Origin of the sequence: Chryseobacterium sp. JUb7, from assembly GCF_024806495.1 — a bacterium.
GTDB lineage: Bacteria > Bacteroidota > Bacteroidia > Flavobacteriales > Weeksellaceae > Chryseobacterium.
In genome coordinates this window covers 1-22,288 of record NZ_JANUFF010000019.1, presented here as the reverse complement: position 1 = coordinate 22,288, position 22,288 = coordinate 1, and the positions used below count along the sequence as shown (strand labels likewise).

Annotated in this window: 17 protein-coding genes; 8 read left to right on the top strand and 9 right to left on the bottom strand. The window is 35.7% G+C overall.

The genetic code is table 11. From position 1 onward, the window contains the following. Positions 1–299: 299 nt before the first annotated feature. From M2373_RS21585 to M2373_RS21560, 6 genes are all read right to left on the bottom strand, one after another. Positions 300–1,874 carry a DHA2 family efflux MFS transporter permease subunit gene (locus M2373_RS21585; protein ID WP_259113432.1) on the bottom strand — a complete coding sequence of 525 codons (1,575 nt, stop codon included), beginning with the start codon at positions 1,872–1,874 and terminating at the stop codon, positions 300–302. 346 nt (positions 1,875–2,220) lie between these two features. Then, on the bottom strand, positions 2,221–2,379 hold the full coding sequence (locus M2373_RS21580; protein ID WP_259113430.1) for a hypothetical protein: 159 nt from the start codon (positions 2,377–2,379) through the stop codon (positions 2,221–2,223). A 46-nt stretch (positions 2,380–2,425) separates the two neighbouring features. Next, positions 2,426–3,529 carry an HlyD family secretion protein gene (locus M2373_RS21575; RefSeq protein ID WP_259113429.1) on the bottom strand — a complete coding sequence of 368 codons (1,104 nt, stop codon included), beginning with the start codon at positions 3,527–3,529 and terminating at the stop codon, positions 2,426–2,428. Positions 3,530–3,549: 20 nt separating this feature from the next. Beyond that, a complete protein-coding gene (locus M2373_RS21570) occupies positions 3,550–4,863 on the bottom strand; it encodes a TolC family protein (protein WP_259113427.1) in 1,314 nt (437 codons plus the stop codon). After that, positions 4,847–5,473 carry a TetR/AcrR family transcriptional regulator gene (locus M2373_RS21565; RefSeq protein WP_259113425.1) on the bottom strand — a complete coding sequence of 209 codons (627 nt, stop codon included), beginning with the start codon at positions 5,471–5,473 and terminating at the stop codon, positions 4,847–4,849. The genes M2373_RS21570 and M2373_RS21565 overlap by 17 nt, the downstream gene beginning before the upstream one ends. Positions 5,474–5,773: 300 nt before the next feature. Then, entirely contained in the window at positions 5,774–6,892 is a 1,119-nt protein-coding gene (locus M2373_RS21560) for a DNA polymerase III subunit delta' (RefSeq protein WP_259113423.1), read from the bottom strand. Between the two features lie 263 nt (positions 6,893–7,155). On the opposite strand from M2373_RS21560, the gene mdlD reads away from it, so the two are divergent. From mdlD to M2373_RS21535, 5 genes are all read left to right on the top strand, one after another. After that, positions 7,156–8,475 (top strand): NAD(P)-dependent benzaldehyde dehydrogenase MdlD, encoded by a 1,320-nt coding sequence (gene mdlD, locus M2373_RS21555; RefSeq protein WP_259113421.1) that lies wholly within the window; start codon positions 7,156–7,158, stop codon positions 8,473–8,475. A gap of 198 nt (positions 8,476–8,673) precedes the next feature. Beyond that, complete coding sequence (locus tag M2373_RS21550; protein ID WP_259113419.1) at positions 8,674–9,957, top strand: hypothetical protein; 1,284 nt, start codon at positions 8,674–8,676, stop codon at positions 9,955–9,957. Between the two features lie 2 nt (positions 9,958–9,959). Further along, complete coding sequence (gene lptC / locus M2373_RS21545) at positions 9,960–10,553, top strand: LPS export ABC transporter periplasmic protein LptC (RefSeq protein ID WP_259113416.1); 594 nt, start codon at positions 9,960–9,962, stop codon at positions 10,551–10,553. Between the two features lie 5 nt (positions 10,554–10,558). Continuing rightward, the gene (locus tag M2373_RS21540; protein ID WP_409013222.1) at positions 10,559–11,605 is read left to right on the top strand and encodes an anhydro-N-acetylmuramic acid kinase; all 1,047 of its coding nucleotides are present in this window, start codon (positions 10,559–10,561) and stop codon (positions 11,603–11,605) included. 147 nt (positions 11,606–11,752) lie between these two features. Continuing rightward, positions 11,753–12,799 carry a squalene/phytoene synthase family protein gene (locus M2373_RS21535; RefSeq protein ID WP_259113415.1) on the top strand — a complete coding sequence of 349 codons (1,047 nt, stop codon included), beginning with the start codon at positions 11,753–11,755 and terminating at the stop codon, positions 12,797–12,799. A gap of 44 nt (positions 12,800–12,843) precedes the next feature. On the opposite strand, the gene M2373_RS21530 is transcribed toward M2373_RS21535, so the two are convergent. Next, the gene (locus tag M2373_RS21530) at positions 12,844–13,233 is read right to left on the bottom strand and encodes an SRPBCC family protein (protein ID WP_259113413.1); all 390 of its coding nucleotides are present in this window, start codon (positions 13,231–13,233) and stop codon (positions 12,844–12,846) included. Positions 13,234–13,273: 40 nt separating this feature from the next. Here M2373_RS21530 and M2373_RS21525 point away from each other — a divergent pair, with 40 nt between their 5' ends. Beyond that, complete coding sequence (locus M2373_RS21525; protein ID WP_259113411.1) at positions 13,274–13,885, top strand: NUDIX hydrolase; 612 nt, start codon at positions 13,274–13,276, stop codon at positions 13,883–13,885. On the opposite strand, the gene murF is transcribed toward M2373_RS21525, so the two are convergent. Further along, the gene (gene murF, locus M2373_RS21520) at positions 13,878–15,149 is read right to left on the bottom strand and encodes a UDP-N-acetylmuramoyl-tripeptide--D-alanyl-D-alanine ligase (protein WP_259113410.1); all 1,272 of its coding nucleotides are present in this window, start codon (positions 15,147–15,149) and stop codon (positions 13,878–13,880) included. The two genes, M2373_RS21525 and murF, sit on opposite strands and share 8 nt — an antisense overlap. A gap of 65 nt (positions 15,150–15,214) precedes the next feature. Continuing rightward, positions 15,215–16,819 (bottom strand): gliding motility lipoprotein GldJ, encoded by a 1,605-nt coding sequence (gene gldJ / locus M2373_RS21515; protein WP_259113408.1) that lies wholly within the window; start codon positions 16,817–16,819, stop codon positions 15,215–15,217. A gap of 164 nt (positions 16,820–16,983) precedes the next feature. On the opposite strand from gldJ, the gene porU reads away from it, so the two are divergent. Both porU and porV read left to right on the top strand, forming a co-directional pair. Continuing rightward, a complete protein-coding gene (gene porU / locus M2373_RS21510) occupies positions 16,984–20,892 on the top strand; it encodes a type IX secretion system sortase PorU (protein ID WP_259113406.1) in 3,909 nt (1,302 codons plus the stop codon). A gap of 59 nt (positions 20,893–20,951) precedes the next feature. Then, positions 20,952–22,115, top strand: coding sequence for a type IX secretion system outer membrane channel protein PorV (porV, locus tag M2373_RS21505; RefSeq protein WP_259113403.1), 1,164 nt, complete (start codon positions 20,952–20,954; stop codon positions 22,113–22,115). Positions 22,116–22,288 lie beyond the last annotated feature (173 nt).

Sequence of the window (22,288 nt, the reverse complement as noted above, 5' to 3'; positions counted from 1 at the left end):
GGGATAGAAGTTATTTGTGAGATAGTTTAATGATTTATTTATAGTATTGAAGGCTCTCTGCTTTCAATAATGCTTCTCAGCATGACAGTGCTGGGAATAGACTTTTATAATGAATAATTTAACATGAAGGTTTACGTTATAAACTCACCTAAATGGATTTAGAGGAATACGGAAAGTTATCCTTTCAATGATGCTTCGACGGGCTCAGCATGACAATGCCGGAATTGGCTGTTAATACTTAGTGTTAAAATACAAAAACCTCCACAATTGCGGAGGTTTTATTATTATTCAAATAAAATTTAGTGTACACCACTTAAATCTATTTTTTCTTTGCTTTTTCTCTCTTTAATAAAGAGGATAAACGGAATACATATTAAGAATATTACTCCTAAATAAAGGAAAACATCCATGTAGGAAAGTACAGTCGCCTGTTTCGTCACCGATAAATCAAGCATTTTGTATGCGGCATTCATCGCAGCATCTGGAGTCATTCCTTTTGCCATGAAACTTCCTTTTAAAGCCTGTAATCTCTGCTGAACTGCAAAATCCGTTTCATCGAGATGCGAAATTAAATTCACCCTGTACTTCTGACTGGCATTAGCAATAAACGTAGTAATTGCTGCAATCCCAAATGAACCTCCAAGCTGTCTCATCATCCCTGTAAATGCGGCTCCCTGACCAATTTCCTGACCTTTCAATGTACTTAATGACAGTGAAGTGATCGGAATAAACAGTAATCCAAGACCTGCTCCTCTTACAATCAACATCCAGAAGAAAGCATCTTTACCGGTATCCGGCGTCAGGATTTTGTAACCCCAGAAGCTGTATACAAAGAAGATGAATAATCCTAAAGCAACAAGAATCTGCTGTTTCGCACCTTTTGCCAACAGTCTACCGATAATCGGCATCATGAAAGCTGTAGTCAGTGCTGCAGGAATCATCAAAGCTCCTGACTGCAAAGCCGTCCACCCTAAAATACTCTGTGTATACAAAGGAACAATAAAGGTAGAACCATACAATCCGAATCCTAATACAAAGGACATGACGGTACCGATTCTTAAATTACTGTTTTTCAAAACCCTAAGCTCTACAATAGGATATTTGAAGGTGAGTTCTCGCCACAGAAATAAAATAAATCCTAAGACTGCTGACGCTGTAAATAATACAATCCATCCACTGGCAAACCAGTCTTCTTCATGACCTCTTTCCAGAATATACTGCAATGAACCTACGGTAACAGCCAATAATGCAATACCCAGCCAGTCTACATCTGAAGCTTTACGTTTTTCAGCATATTTCGGACTTTTCACAAACTGAAGTGTCATTAAAGTCGCTGCAATCCCGATAGGAATATTGATATAGAAAATATACGGCCAGCTGAAATTATCTACGATATATCCTCCAAGAGGCGGCCCTAATGTAGGACCAATAATTACTCCAAGACCATAAATCGCCTGAGCCATACTTCTTTTTTCAATCGGATAAGATTCCGTAATAATGGTCTGTGAAGTTACCAACAAGGCTCCTCCACCGATTCCCTGCATCAGTCTGAAAAATACCAGCTCCCAGATATTTGTTGCGTTTCCGCACAGAAAGGAAAATATGGTAAATATAATGATGGAAGCAGCGAAATAGTTTCTTCGTCCGAACTGTTGCGACAGCCAGCTTGTCATCGGTACAACAATTACGTTACCGATAGCGTATGCTGTGATCACCCAGCCGACTTCAGAAAGTGTAGCTCCCAGATTCCCCTTCATCTCGTTCAGGGCAACGTTTACGATCGTGGAGTCTACAATCTCAAGCAGAGCACAAAGAATTGCCGTAATCGTGATGATTACTCTTCGGGCTCCATATTCTACTAATGAATCTTGCATAGTTTTTTATTGGTATTAAAAAATTAAGAGATTATGAGATTCAGAAATTTTTAAAAATCAGAACAAGTTTTTTACTAACTAACTTTGTTCTTTATTAATCATTAATTTCTGTATTAATGTGGTTTAAAAAATTTAGGTTTTGGCTAAACCGACTGAAGACATTTTAATGTTCTAAATTAAATTTAATCATTAAAAATCCCACCAATACAGCAATTTCCAAATCTCCTAATTCCTTAATATTTTAATTATTTTTTAAAAGTGAATTGTCAATTATCAATCAACTACGTTGTCTATTTTACTACTTCATTTCCAACCCATCATTGATTTTCATCTACAAAACCGGTGTCTATTTCATCGTCAGTTTTCTGCTTCTGCATTCAAATCCATCTGCAAAACTCCTCTTCATCATCAACTTCATTGCCTCATTTTCCCCTTCATTACTGAAATCTTCCACAAGACCGGCATCAAACTTCATGATCAATTTTACTACTTCATTTTCATTCACAATTTGACTTCCTCTGCAAAATTGACAATTCACTTATGATATTATGTTATTTCAAAGAAACCTCTGCTTTTACGTTCATTCCTGTTCTCAATCTTTTTGCAATGTTTTTATCAAGGTTTACAAAATCGATTTTTACAGGAAGTCTCTGAACTACTTTTACGAAGTTTCCACTTGCGTTATCCGGAGGAAGAATAGAGAAAGTAGCACCTGTTGCAGGAGAGAATGAGCTTACCACTCCGTCAAATTCCTGGTCAGGGAAAGCATCGATCTCGATTTTCACTTTTTGTCCTTCCACCATTTTGTCAACCTGAGTTTCCTTGAAGTTAGCCACCACCCATTTTTGGTCGTTTTTAACCAAAGCAAATAACTGAGATCCCGCCTGAAGATACTGTCCTGCCTGAATTGGAACTTTTCCGACGAAACCGTCTTCAGGAGCAACAACTACCGTATATGACAGGTTTAATTTTGCATTTTCCACATCAACTTCTCTTTGTTTGGCAACAGATCCTGCAACACTGATTTGCTGAGAACTTGCAGCTGTCTGAGAAGAAGCGATATTGGTTTGCTGAGCAATCTGATTTCTTTGATCAACCAAAACCTGTAGCTGTCTGTCAGCCGTTTGTTTTGCGGCCAAAGCCTGTTCATACTGCTGTTCTGTAATCGAGTGATCTTTCACCAATACAGAATATCTTTTTAAATCCTGGGCCGTTTTCCAAACGTTCACTTTTGCAGCTTCAATCTGTGCATTTGCTGTTGTTACTGCCGCTTCAGAAGAACCAATATTTTTTGAAGTCGCCGTTGTTGAAGCCTGTGCATTAGAAATATTACTTTTTGCAGTAGACAATGCAGCTTCAGCTTGCTGAAGAGCCATTTTCTGATCTCTGTTATCTAAAATAACCAGCGTATCACCTTTTTTTACAAACTGATTGTCTTTTACTTTAACTTCCGTTACATATCCTGAAATTTTAGAAATTACAGGTGCCAGATTGGAAGCAATCTGAGCATCATCAGTCTCTTCATGAACTTGTCCGTAAGAGTATGTTCTGTATCCGTAGATCCCTCCTACTACTACGACAACCGCCAAAATTATCGGGAATACTAAACTTTTTTTCTTTTTAGGTTCAGTCGCTTGTGTATTATTATTTTCCATTGTTGGTATAGTTCTTAATTTTATTTAATTGTTAAAGTTCCGGTAGTCTGTAATAATTTTCTGTACGCCAGTGCTGCATCTGCTTTTGCGTTAATAACTCCTACATTTGCGGCAATCTGAGCGGCATCAGCATCCAATAATTCCGTCATGGTTGCCAGACCGTTTTCATATTTGTTTTTTGTGATTCTGTAGTTTTCATTAGCCTGTTCAGCAGATTTTTCGAAAACAGAAATTCTCTTTTTAGAATAATCTGTATTTTGGTATTCTCTGTTGACATCAAGCTTAATATTATCATTTAATAATTCATTGTTGGCCGCCAATTGCTTTTCTCTTGCCTGAGACTGCTTTAATGAAGAATTTTCTTTCCAGATATTTGATAAATTATAAGAAATTCCCACTCCTACGTTCACCGCATTGTAAATCGTAAGAAATTTAGGAATATCAGCTGCTACATAGCCTCCGGTAAATGCAATAGAAGGAAGATTTTCTGCTTTCGCTGCTTTCGATCCCAACTCAGCAGCTTTTCTCTGCTGTGCCAAAGCCTGAAGGTCTTTACGGTTTTCTCTTGCTTCGTTTACATAAAAGTCAACAGGTTTCACCTCTTCTCCTTCTTCGATGTAATTTTGGTCAACCTCAATCTCAGTGGTTTCAGGAATACCTAATAATAAATCCATATTGATATTGGCAATATTGTAATTATTTTTAGCTTCCAGCAATTGCAGCTCAATGTTTGAAGTCTGAAGATTAGCTTTCAAACGATCATTTCTTGCAATAACTCCATTGTTTTCAAGTTTAAGGAAAGTTTCATCACGCTTTTGAGAAGCTGTAAGATTTTCTTCTAAAACTTTAATAGACTGGTTGGCTTTAAATAAGTTATTATAAGCCTGAGCTACATTATAAGCAATGGCTATTTTATCATTCTCCGTGCTCAATTTCGATGCTTCCACCAGATATTTTGCCGATTGAATTCCGTATTTTATTCTTCCGCCACTGTAGATGGGAACACTCAGATTAGCAGATCCGTAAGCGACCTGGTGGACTTCAGGACCACCCGCTGCGGAAACTCCGGGAAGTTTTAAATCAACATTCGGTTTTATCGGAAGGTACATATAGCTTCCTGAAACTTTCAATTCGGGAAGTTGTCTGTTTTTTGCTTCCAGAAGATCAGCGGTAGCCTCTTCGATCTTAGCTGCGTCGATCTTCAGATTTTTACTGTTTTGGATACCCAACTGCACGGCTTCATCAAGAGTCAAAGTTTTTTTCTCCTGAGCATTTGTGTTTGCAAACCCTACAAATAGGGCAAGTGCAAGGACTGAGTTATTTATTCTCTTCATAACCTAAAAGGTCTTTTAGTAAATATTTAATATGTTTATTAAGTTCTGTGTAAAACTTTTCGTCAAAAGCTTCTTCCTCTTCTGTATCATTCAGGAATTCTTTATACATTTCCTTTGCATTGGATGCATAAAACAAAGTTCCGCTTATAGTAGAATGAAGAAGATAAATTGGAGGGTTCTTCGTAAAAATTCCTTTTTCCAAACCACTTTCCAATATTTTTGAATACATCATTAGAAACCCCATTTTTGTCTGCTTCAAAAATTCTATCATGTGAGGATTCTTGGTATGAAGTTGCTCCCGCTGCATGATTCTGTAGAAACATTTATGGTGCCTAACCCTTCCTGAGAACTGGTCAACAATTTTTTCTACTTTTTCCCATTCGTTGATATCGGTTCTTTCCAAAATATCTTTCGAAAAGAATTGCCCCTCATTCATCCTGTATTCAACTAATTTTTCATAAAGCTTTTCTTTTGAACCGAAATAATACGAGATCATAGAAATATTTACATTCGCTGCTTTAGCAATCTCCCGCGTGGAAGTTCCTTCAAAACCCAACTCGGCAAAGAGCTTTTCGGCAGCATATAATATATTTTCTTCTTTTGAAATCATTTATACTCTCATTTTTTCAAGGCGCAAATGTACAACGGATTTCTGATAAATCAAACGATTGATTGATTTTTTAATATATTTTTAATATTAATTATTATAACTAATTCATTGATAAACACTTATGTAATATTTATAAAACTAATAAACATTATAGATTTTGTAAGTTTAAGCACAAATATCATTCAAATATTAACCAGAAAGCATGTTAAAGGAGTAATTTAAAAATTTGGAAGTATAAAAATTACAGTTTCTTTATTGATTATGAAATAAAAAACTCCGGCAATCTGCCGGAGTCTATTTTTATGAATTTTTATGGATATATCTTGATAATTTTATGCCTAAATCGGTCCAGATTATTTTAGGATTTCCGTTTCGCGTTAAGTGAAGATCGGCGGTATTGATTTCTTCCAGAATATTTTCAATATTTGCCCCACTGATAAATTTTGAAAAGCCTGCCCAGTTAAATCCATTGGCATCAATTTTTTTATACACCAAACCTTCCGACTGATAATTCTGAAGCAATGCCAGTCTGAAAATTTCCGAACAGTAGTTTAAAAAATTCTTCTGTTTTTCTCTGTTCCAGCCTGCAATTTCTCTTGCCCACAAAATGATGTTTTTCAAAAAGCCAGGTTTCTTTTTCACCATAAAAGCATCACGCACCCACTGGATAAATAATTTCTCAAACTCTTCATCCTTGCTTCCCGAATTCAAAAGCTTTACAGCGTCATTTAAATCTCCCTGAGCTTCGTGAGTAATTTCTCTTATTTTTTCATCAGAAATATTAAATTTCTTTTTCAAATAAGCCTTCAGATCTTCATCCTGGATTCTGGGAACTTCCACAATCTGTGTTCTGGAAAGAATCGTTGGAAGAATATCGTTGGTACTTTCTGCGGTAAGAAGAATAATTGTTTTCGCAGGTGGCTCTTCCAAAAATTTAAGGAATTTATTGGATGCGGCCACATTCATCTTATCTGCTCTCCATACAATCAGAATTTTGGTACCTCCTTCAAAACTCTTAAGAGAGAACTTTTGATTTTGATCATCAATTTCATCAGCTGAAATGAAAAGCTGCTTATTTTCAGATTCCAGAAAAGCTGTCCAGTCATCATAACTTGCATATGGAGAAGTCATGATCATCTCTCTGAATTCTTCGAATTTATTTTTACTTAAAGAGTTTCTGTTATCTGTAAAAACGGGAAAACTGAAATGTAAATCAAGGTGATTCAAATGCTCTACTTTTGAAGCGGCATGCTCATTTTCCTGACTCAAAACCTCCTTAGCATATGCCAGAACCATAGGCAGTGTACCATATCCTTCTTTTCCTGTGAAAAGCTGGGCGTGGCTCACTCTGTTTTCGGCGATACTGTCTCTGAGAAGTTTTTTCAGGTTTTCCTGTCCGGCAATGTTCTCCCAATTCATGCTTCAAAGATAAAAAATCTTCGCTCATTTTTTTTAATTATACTTTAATTTAAATTTAATATTCTTAAAAAGAACTGGCATTAATTTTTCATCAGTTAAAACATATTATAGGAAATATCAATAATAAAATTAGATTAAAAATTATTTTAAATTGCACACAATATAATTTCCTACAATACATTTGCATTGCCATTTTTCTCCATAAAATCTGAATTAAAATATTGTGTAATTTTAAACTTACATCAATCAAAATAAATAATAAAATGAATAAAGAATCAGAACAGAAAATAAAAGGAATTTTCGAAAAACAAAAAGCTTTTTTCAAAACCAATCAGACCAAAGATATAGAATTCAGAAAAACTCAGCTGAAAAAATTTCGTGAGGTATTTTTAGATCATACCGATGCTCTTTGTGAAGCATTAGACACTGATCTGGGGAAAAGCAGAAAGGAAGCAGAATATGTAGAAATCCAAATCGTTATCAGTGAGCTGGATTATCTTCTGGAAAATATTGATGAATGGGCCAAGCCCACCTTTGTGGATTCTAAACCTCATTCTTCCGGCGCTGACGTGGTAAGTAAGATCACCTATCAGCCCTATGGCGTCAATTATATTATCGGACCTTTTAATTACCCTGTACAGTTGACTTTCAGTCCGCTGATCGGAGCTTTAATATCAGGAAATACAGCCATTATCAAACCTTCTGAAAATACCCCTCATGTTGCTCAGGTTATTGAAAACATTGTGAAAGAATCGTTTGATGAGTCTTACGTAGCCGTTATTCAGGGAGCCATTGAAGAAAACACGCTTCTTTTAAGCTTTCCGTTTGATTATATTTTCTTCACAGGAAGCCCGAATGTCGGAAAAATAGTAATGAAAGCAGCGGCTGAACAACTAATTCCTTTAACTCTGGAATTGGGAGGAAAATCTCCTACCATTGTTCATCAGGATGCAGATCTTGACAAAGCAGTCACAAGAATCTCTTACGGAAAATGGATTAACTGTGGCCAAACCTGTGTTGCTCCTGATTATATTTATATTCATGAGTCTGTAAAAGATACTTTTATAGAAAAATTTAAAGCCTATTTAAAAACAACCTATAATAATGAATCATTAGGAAAAATCGGAAAAATTGTGAGTCCAAATCAGATCAAACATCTTGCAGGATATTTGGAAGCCGCTCCCGAAAAAGTAATTTATGGTGGAAAATATGATCTGGAAACCCGTCATTTTGAAGCCACTTTAATGGATAATGTTACCTGGGATGATCAGGTTATGCAACAGGAAATCTTTGGTCCTATTCTTCCGATCATGACATATTCTGATATTAATGATGCATTAGAAGAAATCAATAATCGTCCAAAACCTCTGGCTCTGTACATTTTCAGTGAAAATAAAGAATTTGCAGAAGATGTTTTAAACCGTACGACAAGCGGAGATGCTGAAATCAACAGTAGTATTATGCATGTAGGTTCACATTATTTACCCTTTGGCGGTGTCGGAACTTCAGGAATGGGAAAATATCACGGAAAATTCAGTTTTGAAAATTTCAGTCACAGCAGATCTGTTCTGGAAGTAAAATAAATTTCGGTACAATCAAAACCATATAAAAAGGCTGTTCTTTATCTGAGAGCAGTCTTTTCTGTTTAATTTAAACTGTATTAAGAATGTCGAAAATTGCATTTTCTGTGTAAAGAACAGCCCTTAACAAACTTTAACCTCATGAAACTTTTACAATTCATTAATATTTAAGATATTTGCGCATTGTTTTAAAAATAAAGAATGAAAAAAATCTTTGTACTATCATTCATATCGGTTGGATATTTCCTAAATGCGCAGAATTTGAGTAACTCACCTTATGCCACTTATGGAATTGGAGATGTAAAATATGATAATACGATTGAAACTGCCTCTATGGGAGGTATATCAACAGCATTTATAAGTGATTTTACCAGTAATTTTAATTTTGCAAACCCTGCAAATAACTCCAATTTCGAGCTTACAAGTATAAAACTTGAAGCGACTAACGAAAACAATTACTTCAAAACCGATTATAATAATACGAAGTCTACAAAACATTCTACGTATTTGTCTAATATATCTTTGGCTTTCCCGATATCTTCCAAGATAAAAATGGGATTGTCTTATCAGCCTTACAGCTCTAAGAGCTATGATATTCTGAATACAGAAAACCTAGCTGACGGAAATGTTATGGCCAACAGGTTCAAAGGAAGCGGTACACTAAATACGGCACAGATTGCTTTATCATATAAGGTAAGTGATCATTTCGGAGTTGGGGCAAGAGCAAATTATTACTTCGGAAATCTTTACGATCTTAATGAGCTAGCCTATTCCAATGCAGAACTGATCAATGGGTATGAGACTAAAAACAGCATCAAAAACTTCAATTTTACTTTAGGAGCAAACTATCAGCTTATTGATACCCGTAACGACCGTAAATGGACATTTGGTGCAACCACGACTTTCGGTAATACCAGCAAAATGAATACGGATTATACCAACAGTACGTATTTCTATTCCGATGCTGCAGGGACTACAAAAAGCAATGAATCAATCATCGAACAAAAAAGTTCGAGCTCTAAAAACCTTATCCCTTTACAAGCCTCATTGGGTATAGGATATGGTGAAGAAAATAAATGGTTCCTTTCTCTTCAGGGAGATTATAAAAAAGGGGAAGCCATCAACTATTTCGGAAACTCTCTTGACCTTCAGGATTCTTACAGAGTATCAGCCGGAGGTTGGTATCTTCCGAACTATAACAACTTCAGAAGCTACTTCTCAAGAGTAGTCTACAGATATGGAGCTTTCTATGAAAAAGGAAGTTTACAGATTGCCGGGACAAACATCAACAAGTTTGGAGTTTCTGCAGGGGTATTGCTTCCATTCAAGAACAGCAGTATCACAAGAATGAGTGGTCTTGAACTGGGACTTGAAGTTGGAAAAAGAGGAACTCTTAAAAATGACCTGATCAATCAAAACTTTATCAACTTTAGAGTTGGTTTCAATTTTGCTGATAAATGGTTCAGAAAGCGTTTACTTGAATAAAAATGAAATCTGTTAAAAATAACATATCATATAAAAATATAGCATATCTTTTTAGTTGTGCTATATTTTTTGTATTGACATCCTGTGAGGAGGATCTTACAAAAGCTAATGGCAATCAAAGCAAGAATTTTCCTTCACAGATCATTAATAATGCTAAAATCATCCAGAGGGATTCCGGTTTTGTAACGCTTAAAGCACTGGCCCCCATCATTGAAAAATATGAATTGATAGACAGCCCGTATGTTGAAGCCCGAAAAGGAATTAATATTGAGTTTTTTGATAAGAAAAAACCTAAAGTTCCGGGAAAACTTACCGCCAAATATGCCAGAATTTATGAATACAAAAAATTCTATGAAGCTAAAGGTGATGTAAGAATCACAACCAACGAGGGACAGAAATTTGCTACACAAACCATATACTGGGATCAGAAAAGAAACCGTATTTACACTCATGATACCGTTTTTGTCACTATGGAAGACGGATCTACGCTGGTAGGAGCCAATGGAATGACTGCTAAAGACGATTTTTCTGAATATACTTTCTATAAAAACTCAGGAAACTTCAGTACCAAACAAATATCAGAATCTAAAAAATAGACCGGATGATGACTTTTCAGGCGATTGGATTAATGTCCGGAACCAGTTTAGATGGTCTTGACATTTGTTTTGTAGAATTTAAAAAACAAAATAACTGGACTTTCAGGATTCTTAACGCTGAAACTGTTCCCTACCCTCTTTTTTGGGAAGAAAAACTGAGAACTGCAATCCATCTTTCTTCGGAAGAACTTCTGGAGCTTAATTCCGAATATGGTTTTTATCTTGGAAAAATAACCTCAGACTTTATTCAAAAGTATCATCTTAAAAATATTGACCTGATCGCTTCTCACGGTCACACTGTTTTTCATCAACCTCAAAAAAAATTCACTTTACAGATCGGTGACGGAAGAGCAATCAAAATAGAGACCGGTTTACCTGTAATCTATGATTTCAGAACACAGGATGTTTTGATGGGCGGAAACGGAGCTCCATTGGTTCCGATCGGTGATGAACTTTTATTTTCTGAATATGATGCGTGCCTTAATCTAGGAGGTTTTTCAAATATTTCATTACGGGTAAACCAGCAAAGAATCGCTTTTGATATTGCACCCGTCAATATTATATTAAATTACCTGGCTAAAGACCTCAATAAAAATTTTGACGAAAACGGAGATCTTGCCAGAAAAGGAAAAGTTATAGACGAACTTTTACGACAATTAAATTCATTAGACTTCTACAACAGAAATCATCCTAAATCTTTAGGTATTGAATGGTGTAATCAATATATTTTCCCGACATTCAACGGAATTGAAACCATTGATCTTTTGGCCACTTTCACAGAGCATATCGCCCTGCAGATTTCGAATATTTTGAATCAATATCCTATAAAAAACGTTCTTTTTACAGGTGGCGGGACTTACAATACCTATCTCATTGAAAAAATAAAATCAAAAACAACCGCTGAAGTCATTATTCCGGAAAAGGATATTATTGACCATAAAGAAGCTTTAATCTTTGCATTTATGGGAGTTTTAAGATTTAATAATGAGATTAATGTAATGGCTTCAGCAACAGGAAGTTTAAAAGATCATTCTTCGGGGATCATTGTATAGCCAATTCTTACTTTTCACTATTTTTTCATTATCAATACTAAAAACGCAATAAAAAAAGCCACCTATTTATTGCAAAAAATCCAATATAAATCATTATTAAATTAAAATTAATCATAAAAACAGCCTCTTTTATATTAAATTTAATTTATGGAAATGAGAACACCCTTACCCACTCATGAAATATTTTTATTTCATGAAGCTGACGCATGTCTTACTGCTTTATTCCCCCGCGTTTCACGTACTTTCGCTTTAACTGTGCCTGAACTTCCAGCTCCGTTACGAACAGTTGTGATGAATGCTTATCTTTTAGGTCGTATATTAGATACCATTGAAGATGATACCGTTCTGACCTTAGACCAAAAATTTTATTACGGTCAAAAGCTGGTTAAAATCATTGAAACGAAAGAAAATATAAAAGAATTTGCGCTGGAATTAGCTCCTAAACTTGCAGGTCAAACACGGAAAGCTGAATTGGAACTTATTCAGCATTTGCCATTAGTAATAGGAATGATATCTGCATTCAGCGAATTACAGCAGAAATCAATTGAACGCTGTATGCGCCTGATGTGGAATGGAATGCAAAACTTTTTGAAACGAAGAAGCTTAAACGGACTGGAAACTATGGAAGATGTCAATGATTATTGTTATCATGCTGCAGGTGTCGTCGGAGAAATGCTTACTGAACTTTTTGCCGATTATTCCGATGAAATCGCAAAACACAGTAGTGAAATGCAAAAACTGGCTATATCATTTGGAAGAGGGCTTCAGATAACAAATTTCCTATATGACCATTGGGAAGACCGGCAGGAAGGTCTTTGTTGGTTTCCACGTGATCTGTATAAAATGAACCTTACGTATTTAAAGCCTGAAAACTATGATGAATCTTATGAAAAAGCGCAGACGAAATTAGCAAGTATAGCGCACGAAAATCTAAGAGAAGCTTTACAATACACTCTTTTAATTCCAGAATCAGAACCGGGAATACGGCGTTTTTGCTACTGGGCTATTATCTTATCTGTATTTGCCCTTCGCAGAATAGAGAAAAAGCCATCGTTTTCTAAAAATGCAGAAATAAAAATACCCCGAACCTGGGTAATGATCATGATTTTAATGACGCGTATCTTTGGAGTAAAAGATCAGGTGCTTATTCAATTTTTTAATTTAGTGTCGCCTAAATTTGATAGTACCCAATAAGTCTGAATATAAAAAAACCTTCATTTCTGAAGGTTTTTATGATCTTATTTATAAGCTTCGATCTTATCAGTCAAAGTATTGATAAAATTTTGTAAAGGTTTTTCGACCATCATTTTGATAAATGGATTGAATTTTCCTTCAAATAACATTTGTACTTCAGTTTGGTTTTCGTTAAGAGGATTCAAAGTGGCCGTTAATGAAAAATCCAAGCTTGAACTTGCAGACTTTAAAACTGCCTTCTGATCATTCACTTCATCTATTTTCAGGGCAATTTCCGGCATTCCCTGTAATCCGAATTTAAATCCGTCTTCTCTGGTTTCAAACTTTTGAAGACCATCCGGCATAAAATCTTTATAATTTTCAGGAGATTTTAGGAGTTCGCTTAGTTCTTTAGATGATTTATTAACAATAATCTTTCGTCCTTCTAAATTCATTTTTTATTTTTGTATTTAAATTCTTAATTCTTACAAATATATGTATAAAGTTTTTGTGAACGAAAAAAAATTATTACTGTCTAAGCAATCTGAAAACTTAGAAAAAACGCTTGGATACGAAAACGTCACAAGCTTGGAGATTGCTTTGGATCTCTTAGAGAATACATCTGTAACTGAATTGAATGTATTTGGAGAAAATATCGATGAAATCTGGACGAAATTTCAGGGACTCTTCAGAATCATTGAAGCCGCCGGAGGGGTTGTAAATAATCCGGAGGGAGATGTTCTTTTCATCAAAAGACTCGGAAAATGGGATCTTCCGAAAGGTAAAATGGAAAAAGGAGAATCCCGTGAAGAATCTGCAGTAAGGGAAATTGAAGAAGAAACAGGATTAAAAGATGTTGAGCTGGTGAGATTCATCAATAACACTTACCATATTTATGTGGAAAGAAATGGTGATAAAGTTTTAAAATGTACCCATTGGTTTGAAATGGACTTTAACGGCGAAGACACCTCAAAACCACAGATTGAAGAAGGTATTACCGAGGTAGCATGGAAAAACACCGCTCAGATTGAGGACGAAGTTTTCCCAAGTACATTTAAAAATATAAAACTGATCGTCAAAGAATTCTGGAATACAAAGACTAAATAAAATCTATTGCTTTTTCCAGAGCGATTCCTCTTGATCCTTTTAATAGAATATTTTCAGACTGAATTTTATTCTCTTTAAGATATTCTATTAATTGTATCGTATTTTCAAAAGATGTTTCTGAAGCATTTACATTGCTGAAGTTTTTTCCAACAGTAATAACTTGGTCAAAATTCAGTTCCTGAGTCAGCTTAAGGATGTTTTGATGTTCTTTTTCGCTCTCCTCTCCCAACTCCAGCATATCTCCGATAATCACTGTTTTAGAACCTTCAAAAGTAACAAAATTATTCAAAGAAGCTGTCATAGAGCTAGGATTGGCATTATAAGTATCCAGCACTAATGTTTGGTTTTCTTTTTTGACAATCTGAGAACGCATATTCGTAGGAGTATAATTCTCGATAGCCATTTTGATCTTTTCAAAATCGATTCCGAAATGAAGACCTAAACTGGCCGCAGCACAAAGATTGGTAAAATTATATTCACCGGTAAGTTTAGAGACCGCTTTTTTACCGTCATAGCTTAATCCTACAAAATGTTCTTCTGAAAACAATCCGAACTGATAATCGGAAGTACTTTTCCCAAAAGTAATTTTTGGTGAATAATTTACTGTTTTATCCGCCTGAATAGGATCATTTTCATTAACTAATATCGTCTGAGCATGGTTTTCAAGATAATCATACAGTTCAGATTTCCCTTTTATCACCCCTTCAAAGCCTCCGAAGCCTTCTAAATGAGCCTTTCCGAAGTTGGTAATATATCCAAAATTGGGTTGCGCAATTCCGCATAAAAGCTCAATTTCTTTCTGATGATTGGCTCCCATTTCTATAACAGCCATTTCGTGTTCTGGCTTAATAGACAATAACGTCAAAGGAACACCGATATGATTATTTAAATTTCCGTAGGTATACTGTACGTTAAATTTCTGCGAAAGGACAGCATGAATGATTTCTTTAGTCGTCGTTTTTCCGTTACTGCCTGTTAATCCAATAACAGGAATTTGAAGCTGCTTTCTGTGATACACTGCAAGCTCCTGTAAAAACTCAAGTGTGGAACGAACATAGAATATATTTTTATCTGTATTCTCAAAATCCTGCTGCTCTACAATAACTGCCAATGCCCCATCTTCAATAGCTTTCTCTGCTACTATTGCAGCATTGAAATTTTCTCCGGAAAATGCAAAGAAAATATCATTCTTATTAATCTTTCGGTTATCAATAGTGACCTTTTCTGATTGTAAAAATATCGGATAAAACTGTTCTATATTCATAGGCCAAAAATAAAAAAACCTTACGGATTATCGTAAGGTTTTTTATAAGTATTTTTTGATAAATATTATCTTCTCGTTCTAGCTTTGTCGTTTCCTCTAGCATCCTGAGCTACACGGAATCCAATCCATCCGTAGGCTCTGTTCTGATCTTTATATCTTCTTTGCCCCGGATCTAACCAATATGCTGTATCTTGCCAAGAACCACCTTTAATAACTCTGATATCATTCGTCATTGAAGAAGTTCTTTCTTTTTTATCTTTCTGTAAAATTACTTTACCTGCAGCGTCTACGATAAATCTTCTTTCAGGCGCATTGTACATGCTCTCATTATTATTCGTAGAGTCAGACGCACTTCTGTAATCCAGTGAAGACTGTCTGTCACCATCTCTGTAGTTTCTGTAGTCAGCAATAGTTTGTCTTTCAAACTGACCTGGTAAGTTTTTGTAAACTAATCTTCCGTCAGCCAAAGTATCATATTTGATATTGCTCTCGTCTACCATTTTGTAAGTTCCGTCGCCGTTTCTTACGATAGCTTGAGGCATATTTCCTCTGTAGTAGTTGAAATCACTGAAATCTTCATCGATGATTGGTCTGTATACATCAGCAGTCCATTCAGCAACGTTTCCATACATACCATAGATCCCAAGGTCATTTGATGGATATTGTCTTACATCTGAAGTTCTTGCAGAACCGTCATTTTTCCAACCTGCGATACCTGAGTAATCACCTGTTCCCATTTTGAAGTTTTCAAGGAACATTCCTTTATCTCTTCCTTTAGTACCTCTCAATAATTCAATTTCAGGTTTTTTACCTTTATATTGATTGTACTCTCTGTTTTTAGCCATACCCAATGCTGCGTATTCCCATTCAACTTCTGTAGGAAGTCTGAATTTCTGAACCATTGCACTGCTTGGAGACCTGTTTGCAGCTAACAATCTTTGATTGGTAGTTTTGATACCATTCTTTTGCTGCATTCTCTTTTCGTTTATGTAGCCTTGCATTTCAGGATCATTCGATTTGAATTTGTCCATGTTAAATGCAGTACCTCCCTGATTGTTTGATTCGTTGATATACAAATCTTTCGCGATGATACCAGCCTGCATTAAAGCTTTTTCGTTTGCTCTGTCTGATAACCACTCGCAATATCTATTGGCCTGAGTCCAAGAAACACCTACTACAGGATAGTAGTCGAATTCCGGAGAACGGAAATAGGTTTCATTGTAATCATTTCTAGATAATTTGTTGTCCCATAATAAGGTATCCGGTAAAGCACCGTTATAGATTTCCTTAAAACTAGGATCACTTGGTGGGAATACATACTTCAACCATGTCAGGTATTCGCGGTATTCGTAGTTAGTAATTTCTGTTTCTCCGATAAAGAATGAGCTTACCTGCATTCTGCGAGGCGAGTTATTCCAATCGTGCATAACATCATCTTTCACTAATCCCATGGTAAAAGTTCCACCTTCTACATATACCATTCCCGGCCAACCTTTCTGCTTTTGTTGCTTTCCTGCAAAAAACCAACCTTGTTTTTCGTTTGGCTTCCAACCTGTCTTGCTGACAAATTTTTTAGTACCGCCACCTTTGTTAGTACCTCCGCCACCACAACTGGTTAATGCAAGTGTAGAACTTAATGCTATTAATGAAAACAACTGTAGTTTTTTCATAGTCGATATAAATATTTTCAAAGTACAAAGAAAAAATAAATTATTCAATAAATCAAATAAAGATTTGATTTTTTTGAAAAACGTTAACAAATTAATTTTATTGTATCGCAATTTAATTATAAAATTTTCATTTATTTTGTAATTTAGAAATTTCAAAAATAAACATGAGACAAAAAATTACGATTTTACTTCTAATTAATTTCGTATCAATGATTTACGCCCAAAGAATCTCTATTGAATGGAGCGGATCAAAAGTTCAGGACTTTGGTGATACAAAATTAACTCTTCCCAACATTAAAAATGAAGGACTTTCGTTCAGCCAAAATAACATTTTTATAGTAACTAAACAAAAAATTGGCGAAAGACAGATAAAAATAACCAATCCTGTCTGGGAGAGTGTTTCCACCAAAGATCTATTCGATTTGAGTAAAGATCTTTTACCGGAACGCGAAATCAGTGATGTGGATTATTATTATTTTGAGGGTGACCGATATGCCAGCATTAATGTTTCTTTGCTAAAAAGAGTAAACGGTAGAATTCAGAGATTATCTTCTTTCGAAATTTCAGAATCAGGATCTTCTATCAGCAATTTCAGTGCGGCAAAAGTAGGAACTACCAACAATCCTTTGTCCAGCGGAAATTTTTATAAAATAAAAGTTGACAAATCCGGAATTTTCAAGATTACGGCTCAGTTTTTAAGTGCCAATGGTATTAACCCCTCTTCCGTGAATCCAAAAAATTTCAGAATTTATGGAAACGGAGGAATTATGCTTCCCGAATTTAATCAGGATACAAAATACAGTGCACTTCAGGAAAATGCAATCCAGGTAGTCGGTGAAGATGACGGAGTATGGAATGATGGGGATTACGCTTTATTCTATGCACAGGGACCAAACGGATACAACCTTTACAATAACAGTAACGGTAATGGTTTTAAGAGATCTGAGAACAGAAATGACTACAGTAATAACGTAAAAAATATTTACGAAGATTTTTCATATTACTACATCAACTTTGATAAAGGTCCCGGAAAAAGGGTTCAGCCTCTGGATGTCAACCTTCCGACCACTAACCTTATTACCCGATATGACGACTATCAGGTAACGAATGTTGATCAGAAAAATTTATTAAAAGTAGGACGAATCTGGGTAGAAGATACTCCTTTCACAAGCCCCAAAGCGATTACATTTAATACAAAAACACCTATTCAGGGAGGTGATGTTATTACTTTCAGAACACAGGCTATCGGTTTTAAATCACAACAAAACAGCCTTGAATTTAATATCAATAACCAAAGTCCTTATACGGTAGCGGTCCCTGCAAATACGGCCAACTCCAATTATGATTTTTATCCTTCAAGATATTCAGGAACGGTCTCAAATTTAAGCGGAACACAAATTACATTTAATTATAAACCTAATATTACGGTAAATCCTAACGGGACTTATTATTTTGATTATGTAGAAGTCCAGTACAAAGAAAATCTTACCTTCAACGGATCTCAGATGAATTTCAGAGATTTCTCTTTGGCAAGCGGAAGTAATACAAATTATGGGTTCAGTGTTTCAAATGCATCAGGAATGGAGCAGATCTGGGATGTTACAGATATTACAAATGCCAACAGAAGAGTCAATAAAGCCACAGGAAATGCTACTTTTAATTTCGGATATATTGCAGCAGACCAGAATTTCAATAATGAATTTGTCGCTTTTAAAAACGATGCAGCTTTCAGTCCTCAGTTTGTAGGAAGAATCAATAATCAGAATCTTTCGGCATTACAGAATGTAGATTATCTGATTATCACTGCACCGGAACTGATGGGACAGGCACAAAGAATGGCTAATTACCATCAGACAAAAAACAACTACAATGTACAGATTGTAGATACTGATAAAATTTATAACGAATTTGGAAGCGGAAGCAGAGATCTTACGGCCATCAGAGATTTTATTACTAAATTAAATACTCCTCTCGGAGCTTTAAAATATGTTTTAATCATCGGTGATGCTTCTTACGACTATAAAAACAGAATTGCAAACAATTCTAATGTCGTGTCAAGTTATGAAAGTGAAGATTCCGCAGATTATATCAACTCTTTCGTAACGGATGACTATGTTGTGATGACAAAACCTCAGACCGCCTCTTCCCTGTCAAACAATATGCCTGATCTTCCGATCGGAAGAATCCCTGCAGCCAATAATACGGAAGCAGGTAATATGATTGATAAAATTCTTGCTTATTATAACAGCATGTCGGGACAGTCTACTCCATTTGGAGAATGGCGTATGAAACTTGACTTCGTGGTAGATGATGACCATGATGAATCTCCGAGTAATCCTGTTCCTTTCCATACAGTAATGAACAATACACTGGTAGATGTTTTTGAACAGCCTTCTTCGACGATTCTTAGAGAATATAATGTACGAAAACTGTATTTAGATGCTTTCCAGGCACAAAGTACGGCAGGAGGACAGAGATACCCGCAGGTCAATCAGGCAATTTCCAATGATATCGGAAACAGCTTATATCTGTTCTATTTCGGACATGGCGGAATTAATGGCTGGGCTCAGGAGAGAGTTCTGACAACAGATGAGATTCAGAATGCCAATAATTATTCGAATGTATACAGCAGATTTCCTTTCGTATCAACCATCACTTGTGAATTCACGCTTTGGGATGAGCCAGGAACATTCTCTGCAGGAGAACAATTCATGAAACTGAAACAGGGAGGCCCTGCAACGATGATTACTTCAAGCCGTGCAGTAGGTATCGGATACGGAATCGATTTTACCAATCTTTATACAAAAGAAATATTCAAATTAACGGGTGACGACTTCAATACATTAGGAAATGCCCATTTGAATGCCAAGAAACTAAAACCGGGAGATTCAAACCACTTAAAGGTAAATTTACTGGGTGACCCGGCAATGAAATTAAGCAGACCTCAAAGATTATTGGTTATTGACGGCATCGATACTCCGGTTCCGGGATTAATCAGAGGATTGGATTTTGTAAAAGTAAAAGGTCATATCAACAATCCAAACGGTACGATTAACACAACCTTCAACGGAAGAGTGGTAATTAACATATTTGATAAAAGGTTAAACAAAAAAACTTTAAATAACGACGGTAACCTTACTGTTTTAAATTATACAGAAGAAGGAAGTGCTATCGTAAAAGCGTCAGGAACTGCTGTAAACGGGGTTTTCAATGTAGAGTTTTATGTTCCGAAAGACATCAATTATGCAGTAGGTGAAGGTAGGATTTTGGGATATGCGGATAATAAAAACTTTGATGTATTCAACAATCAGGCAGTACAGGTAGGAGATATCAACCCTAACGGAATTAACGATAATGAACCGCCAAAAGTAAAGCTGTATATGAACAATACCAACTTTGCAGAAGGTGGAATTACCGATCAGAATCCGATGTTGCTGGCTTGTGTTACGGATGATACCGGAATTAATTCTACAGGATCTGGTATCGGTCACGATATTACTGTATATTTGGACGGTCAAATTATTAACACGGTTGTATTGAATGACTTCTATGCTTCCGGAGAAGGAAACGGATGTTTAAGCCCAAGTTTAGCAGACTATCAAAAGGGGAACGTAACCTACCCTTTCAGAAATTTAGCGATAGGTCAACATCAATTAACATTTAAAGTTTGGGACATAAACAATAATTCGACCACCTCTACGTTAAACTTTGAAGTTAAGGATGAAGCCGATCAGCATTTGATCATTAACAGACCTTTAAACTGGCCAAATCCTTTTACCAATAAAACGTACATCCAGTTTGAGCATAATTGTGATGATATCCTGGATGTAAATGTTCAGATTTATACAATAACAGGAAAATTGGTGAGAACTTTATCAACACCTGTGGTTGCAGAACCTTTCCTACAGGGCTTTAGAACGCCTCGTCAGGCAATAGAATGGGACGGAAGAGATGATTTTGGGTCAACAGTAGCAAAAGGTACGTATATTTTTAAGATATTTGCAAAAAGTCAAAATCAAGAAAAATGCAAAGGAAGTGCTACAGCTATAGAAAAAATGGTACTTTTGAAATAATTTAAAATAATAATACTAATCATATTTATAAAAAACTGATAATATATAAAAGACAACATATGAATTTAACTACTAAACTGCTTTTAGGAATTGGGTTAGGTGCTGGTTTTTTAGGCTACTCTCAAGATTTGAGTCTAGTAAGACCGGTATTGACGGGAGCTCCCTTTTTAAGAATCGCGCCGGATGCAAGATCCGGAGGTATGGGAGACCAAGGGGTTGTAACCTCGCCTGATGCATTTTCTCAGTTCTGGAATGCTGCGAAATATCCTTTTAGCAGAACAAGTTCTTCCGTAGGATTAAACTATACTCCTTATATGGGAAAACTTACTAATGATGTGTTTTTACTATATGGAGCGTTCCATAAATTCTTAGGGCAGGAAGAAAGATCTACCATCTCTGCGAGTATCTATTACTTCAATATGGGTGAAGTAGACCTTACTCAATTAGTAGGAAATGACGTAACTTCAATGGGTACTTCGAAACCAAACGAATTCTCTATTGATATTGCTTATGGTCTTAAACTTTCAGATTCTTACTCAATGGCTGTTACGGGTAGATATATCCGTTCAGATTTAGCCGGAGGGTTCAACACAGATACGACACTTAAGCCGGCCAACTCATTTGCTGTAGACATTTCAGGATACTATACATCTCCTAAGTTTTCAGGTTTAGGAAATATGGATGGTAAACTGAATGCAGGTTTTGCAGTTCAGAACCTTGGTCCTAAATTAGACTATACAGGAAATGAAGAATCAAGATCTTACCTTCCGACTATGGCAAGATTAGGGGTTGGTTATGACATGTACCTTGATGATATGAACCGAGTTGGAATCAGTGTTGAAGGTTCTAAAATCTTAGTTCCTGGTTCTGAGTTTGTAGGAATGGACCCTAATACAAGACAACCAATCTATGCTGTACCAAACGTAGGTGTAATGCAGGGGATCTCAAAATCTTTCAAAAACAAAAACTCAATCATGTATAGCGGTGCTTTGGAATATTCTTATGACAATGCATTCTCAGTACGAACAGGTTATTTCCATGAAAGTGAAGAGCAGGGAGCAAGACAGTTTGCAACAGCAGGTATCGGTTTAAAATACCGTTCTTTCGGACTGGACATTTCTTACTTAATCAATATGTCTAAAATTAATACGGCTTTGGATAACACACTTCGTTTCGGTCTTACCTGGAACATCGGTGATGAAACTTCTAACGTAGATTATTAAGATAACATATCTTTTATAAATACAAAGCTCCATTTTTATGGAGCTTTTTTCTTTTAAGTTTATTTCAGGGTTTCGGGGGGGGGGGGCGGCCCCCCACAAAAAAAAAAAAAAAAAAAAAAAAAATAAAAAAAAAAAAATTTAAAAAAAAATTATGTTTTATAAGATGATTGAAC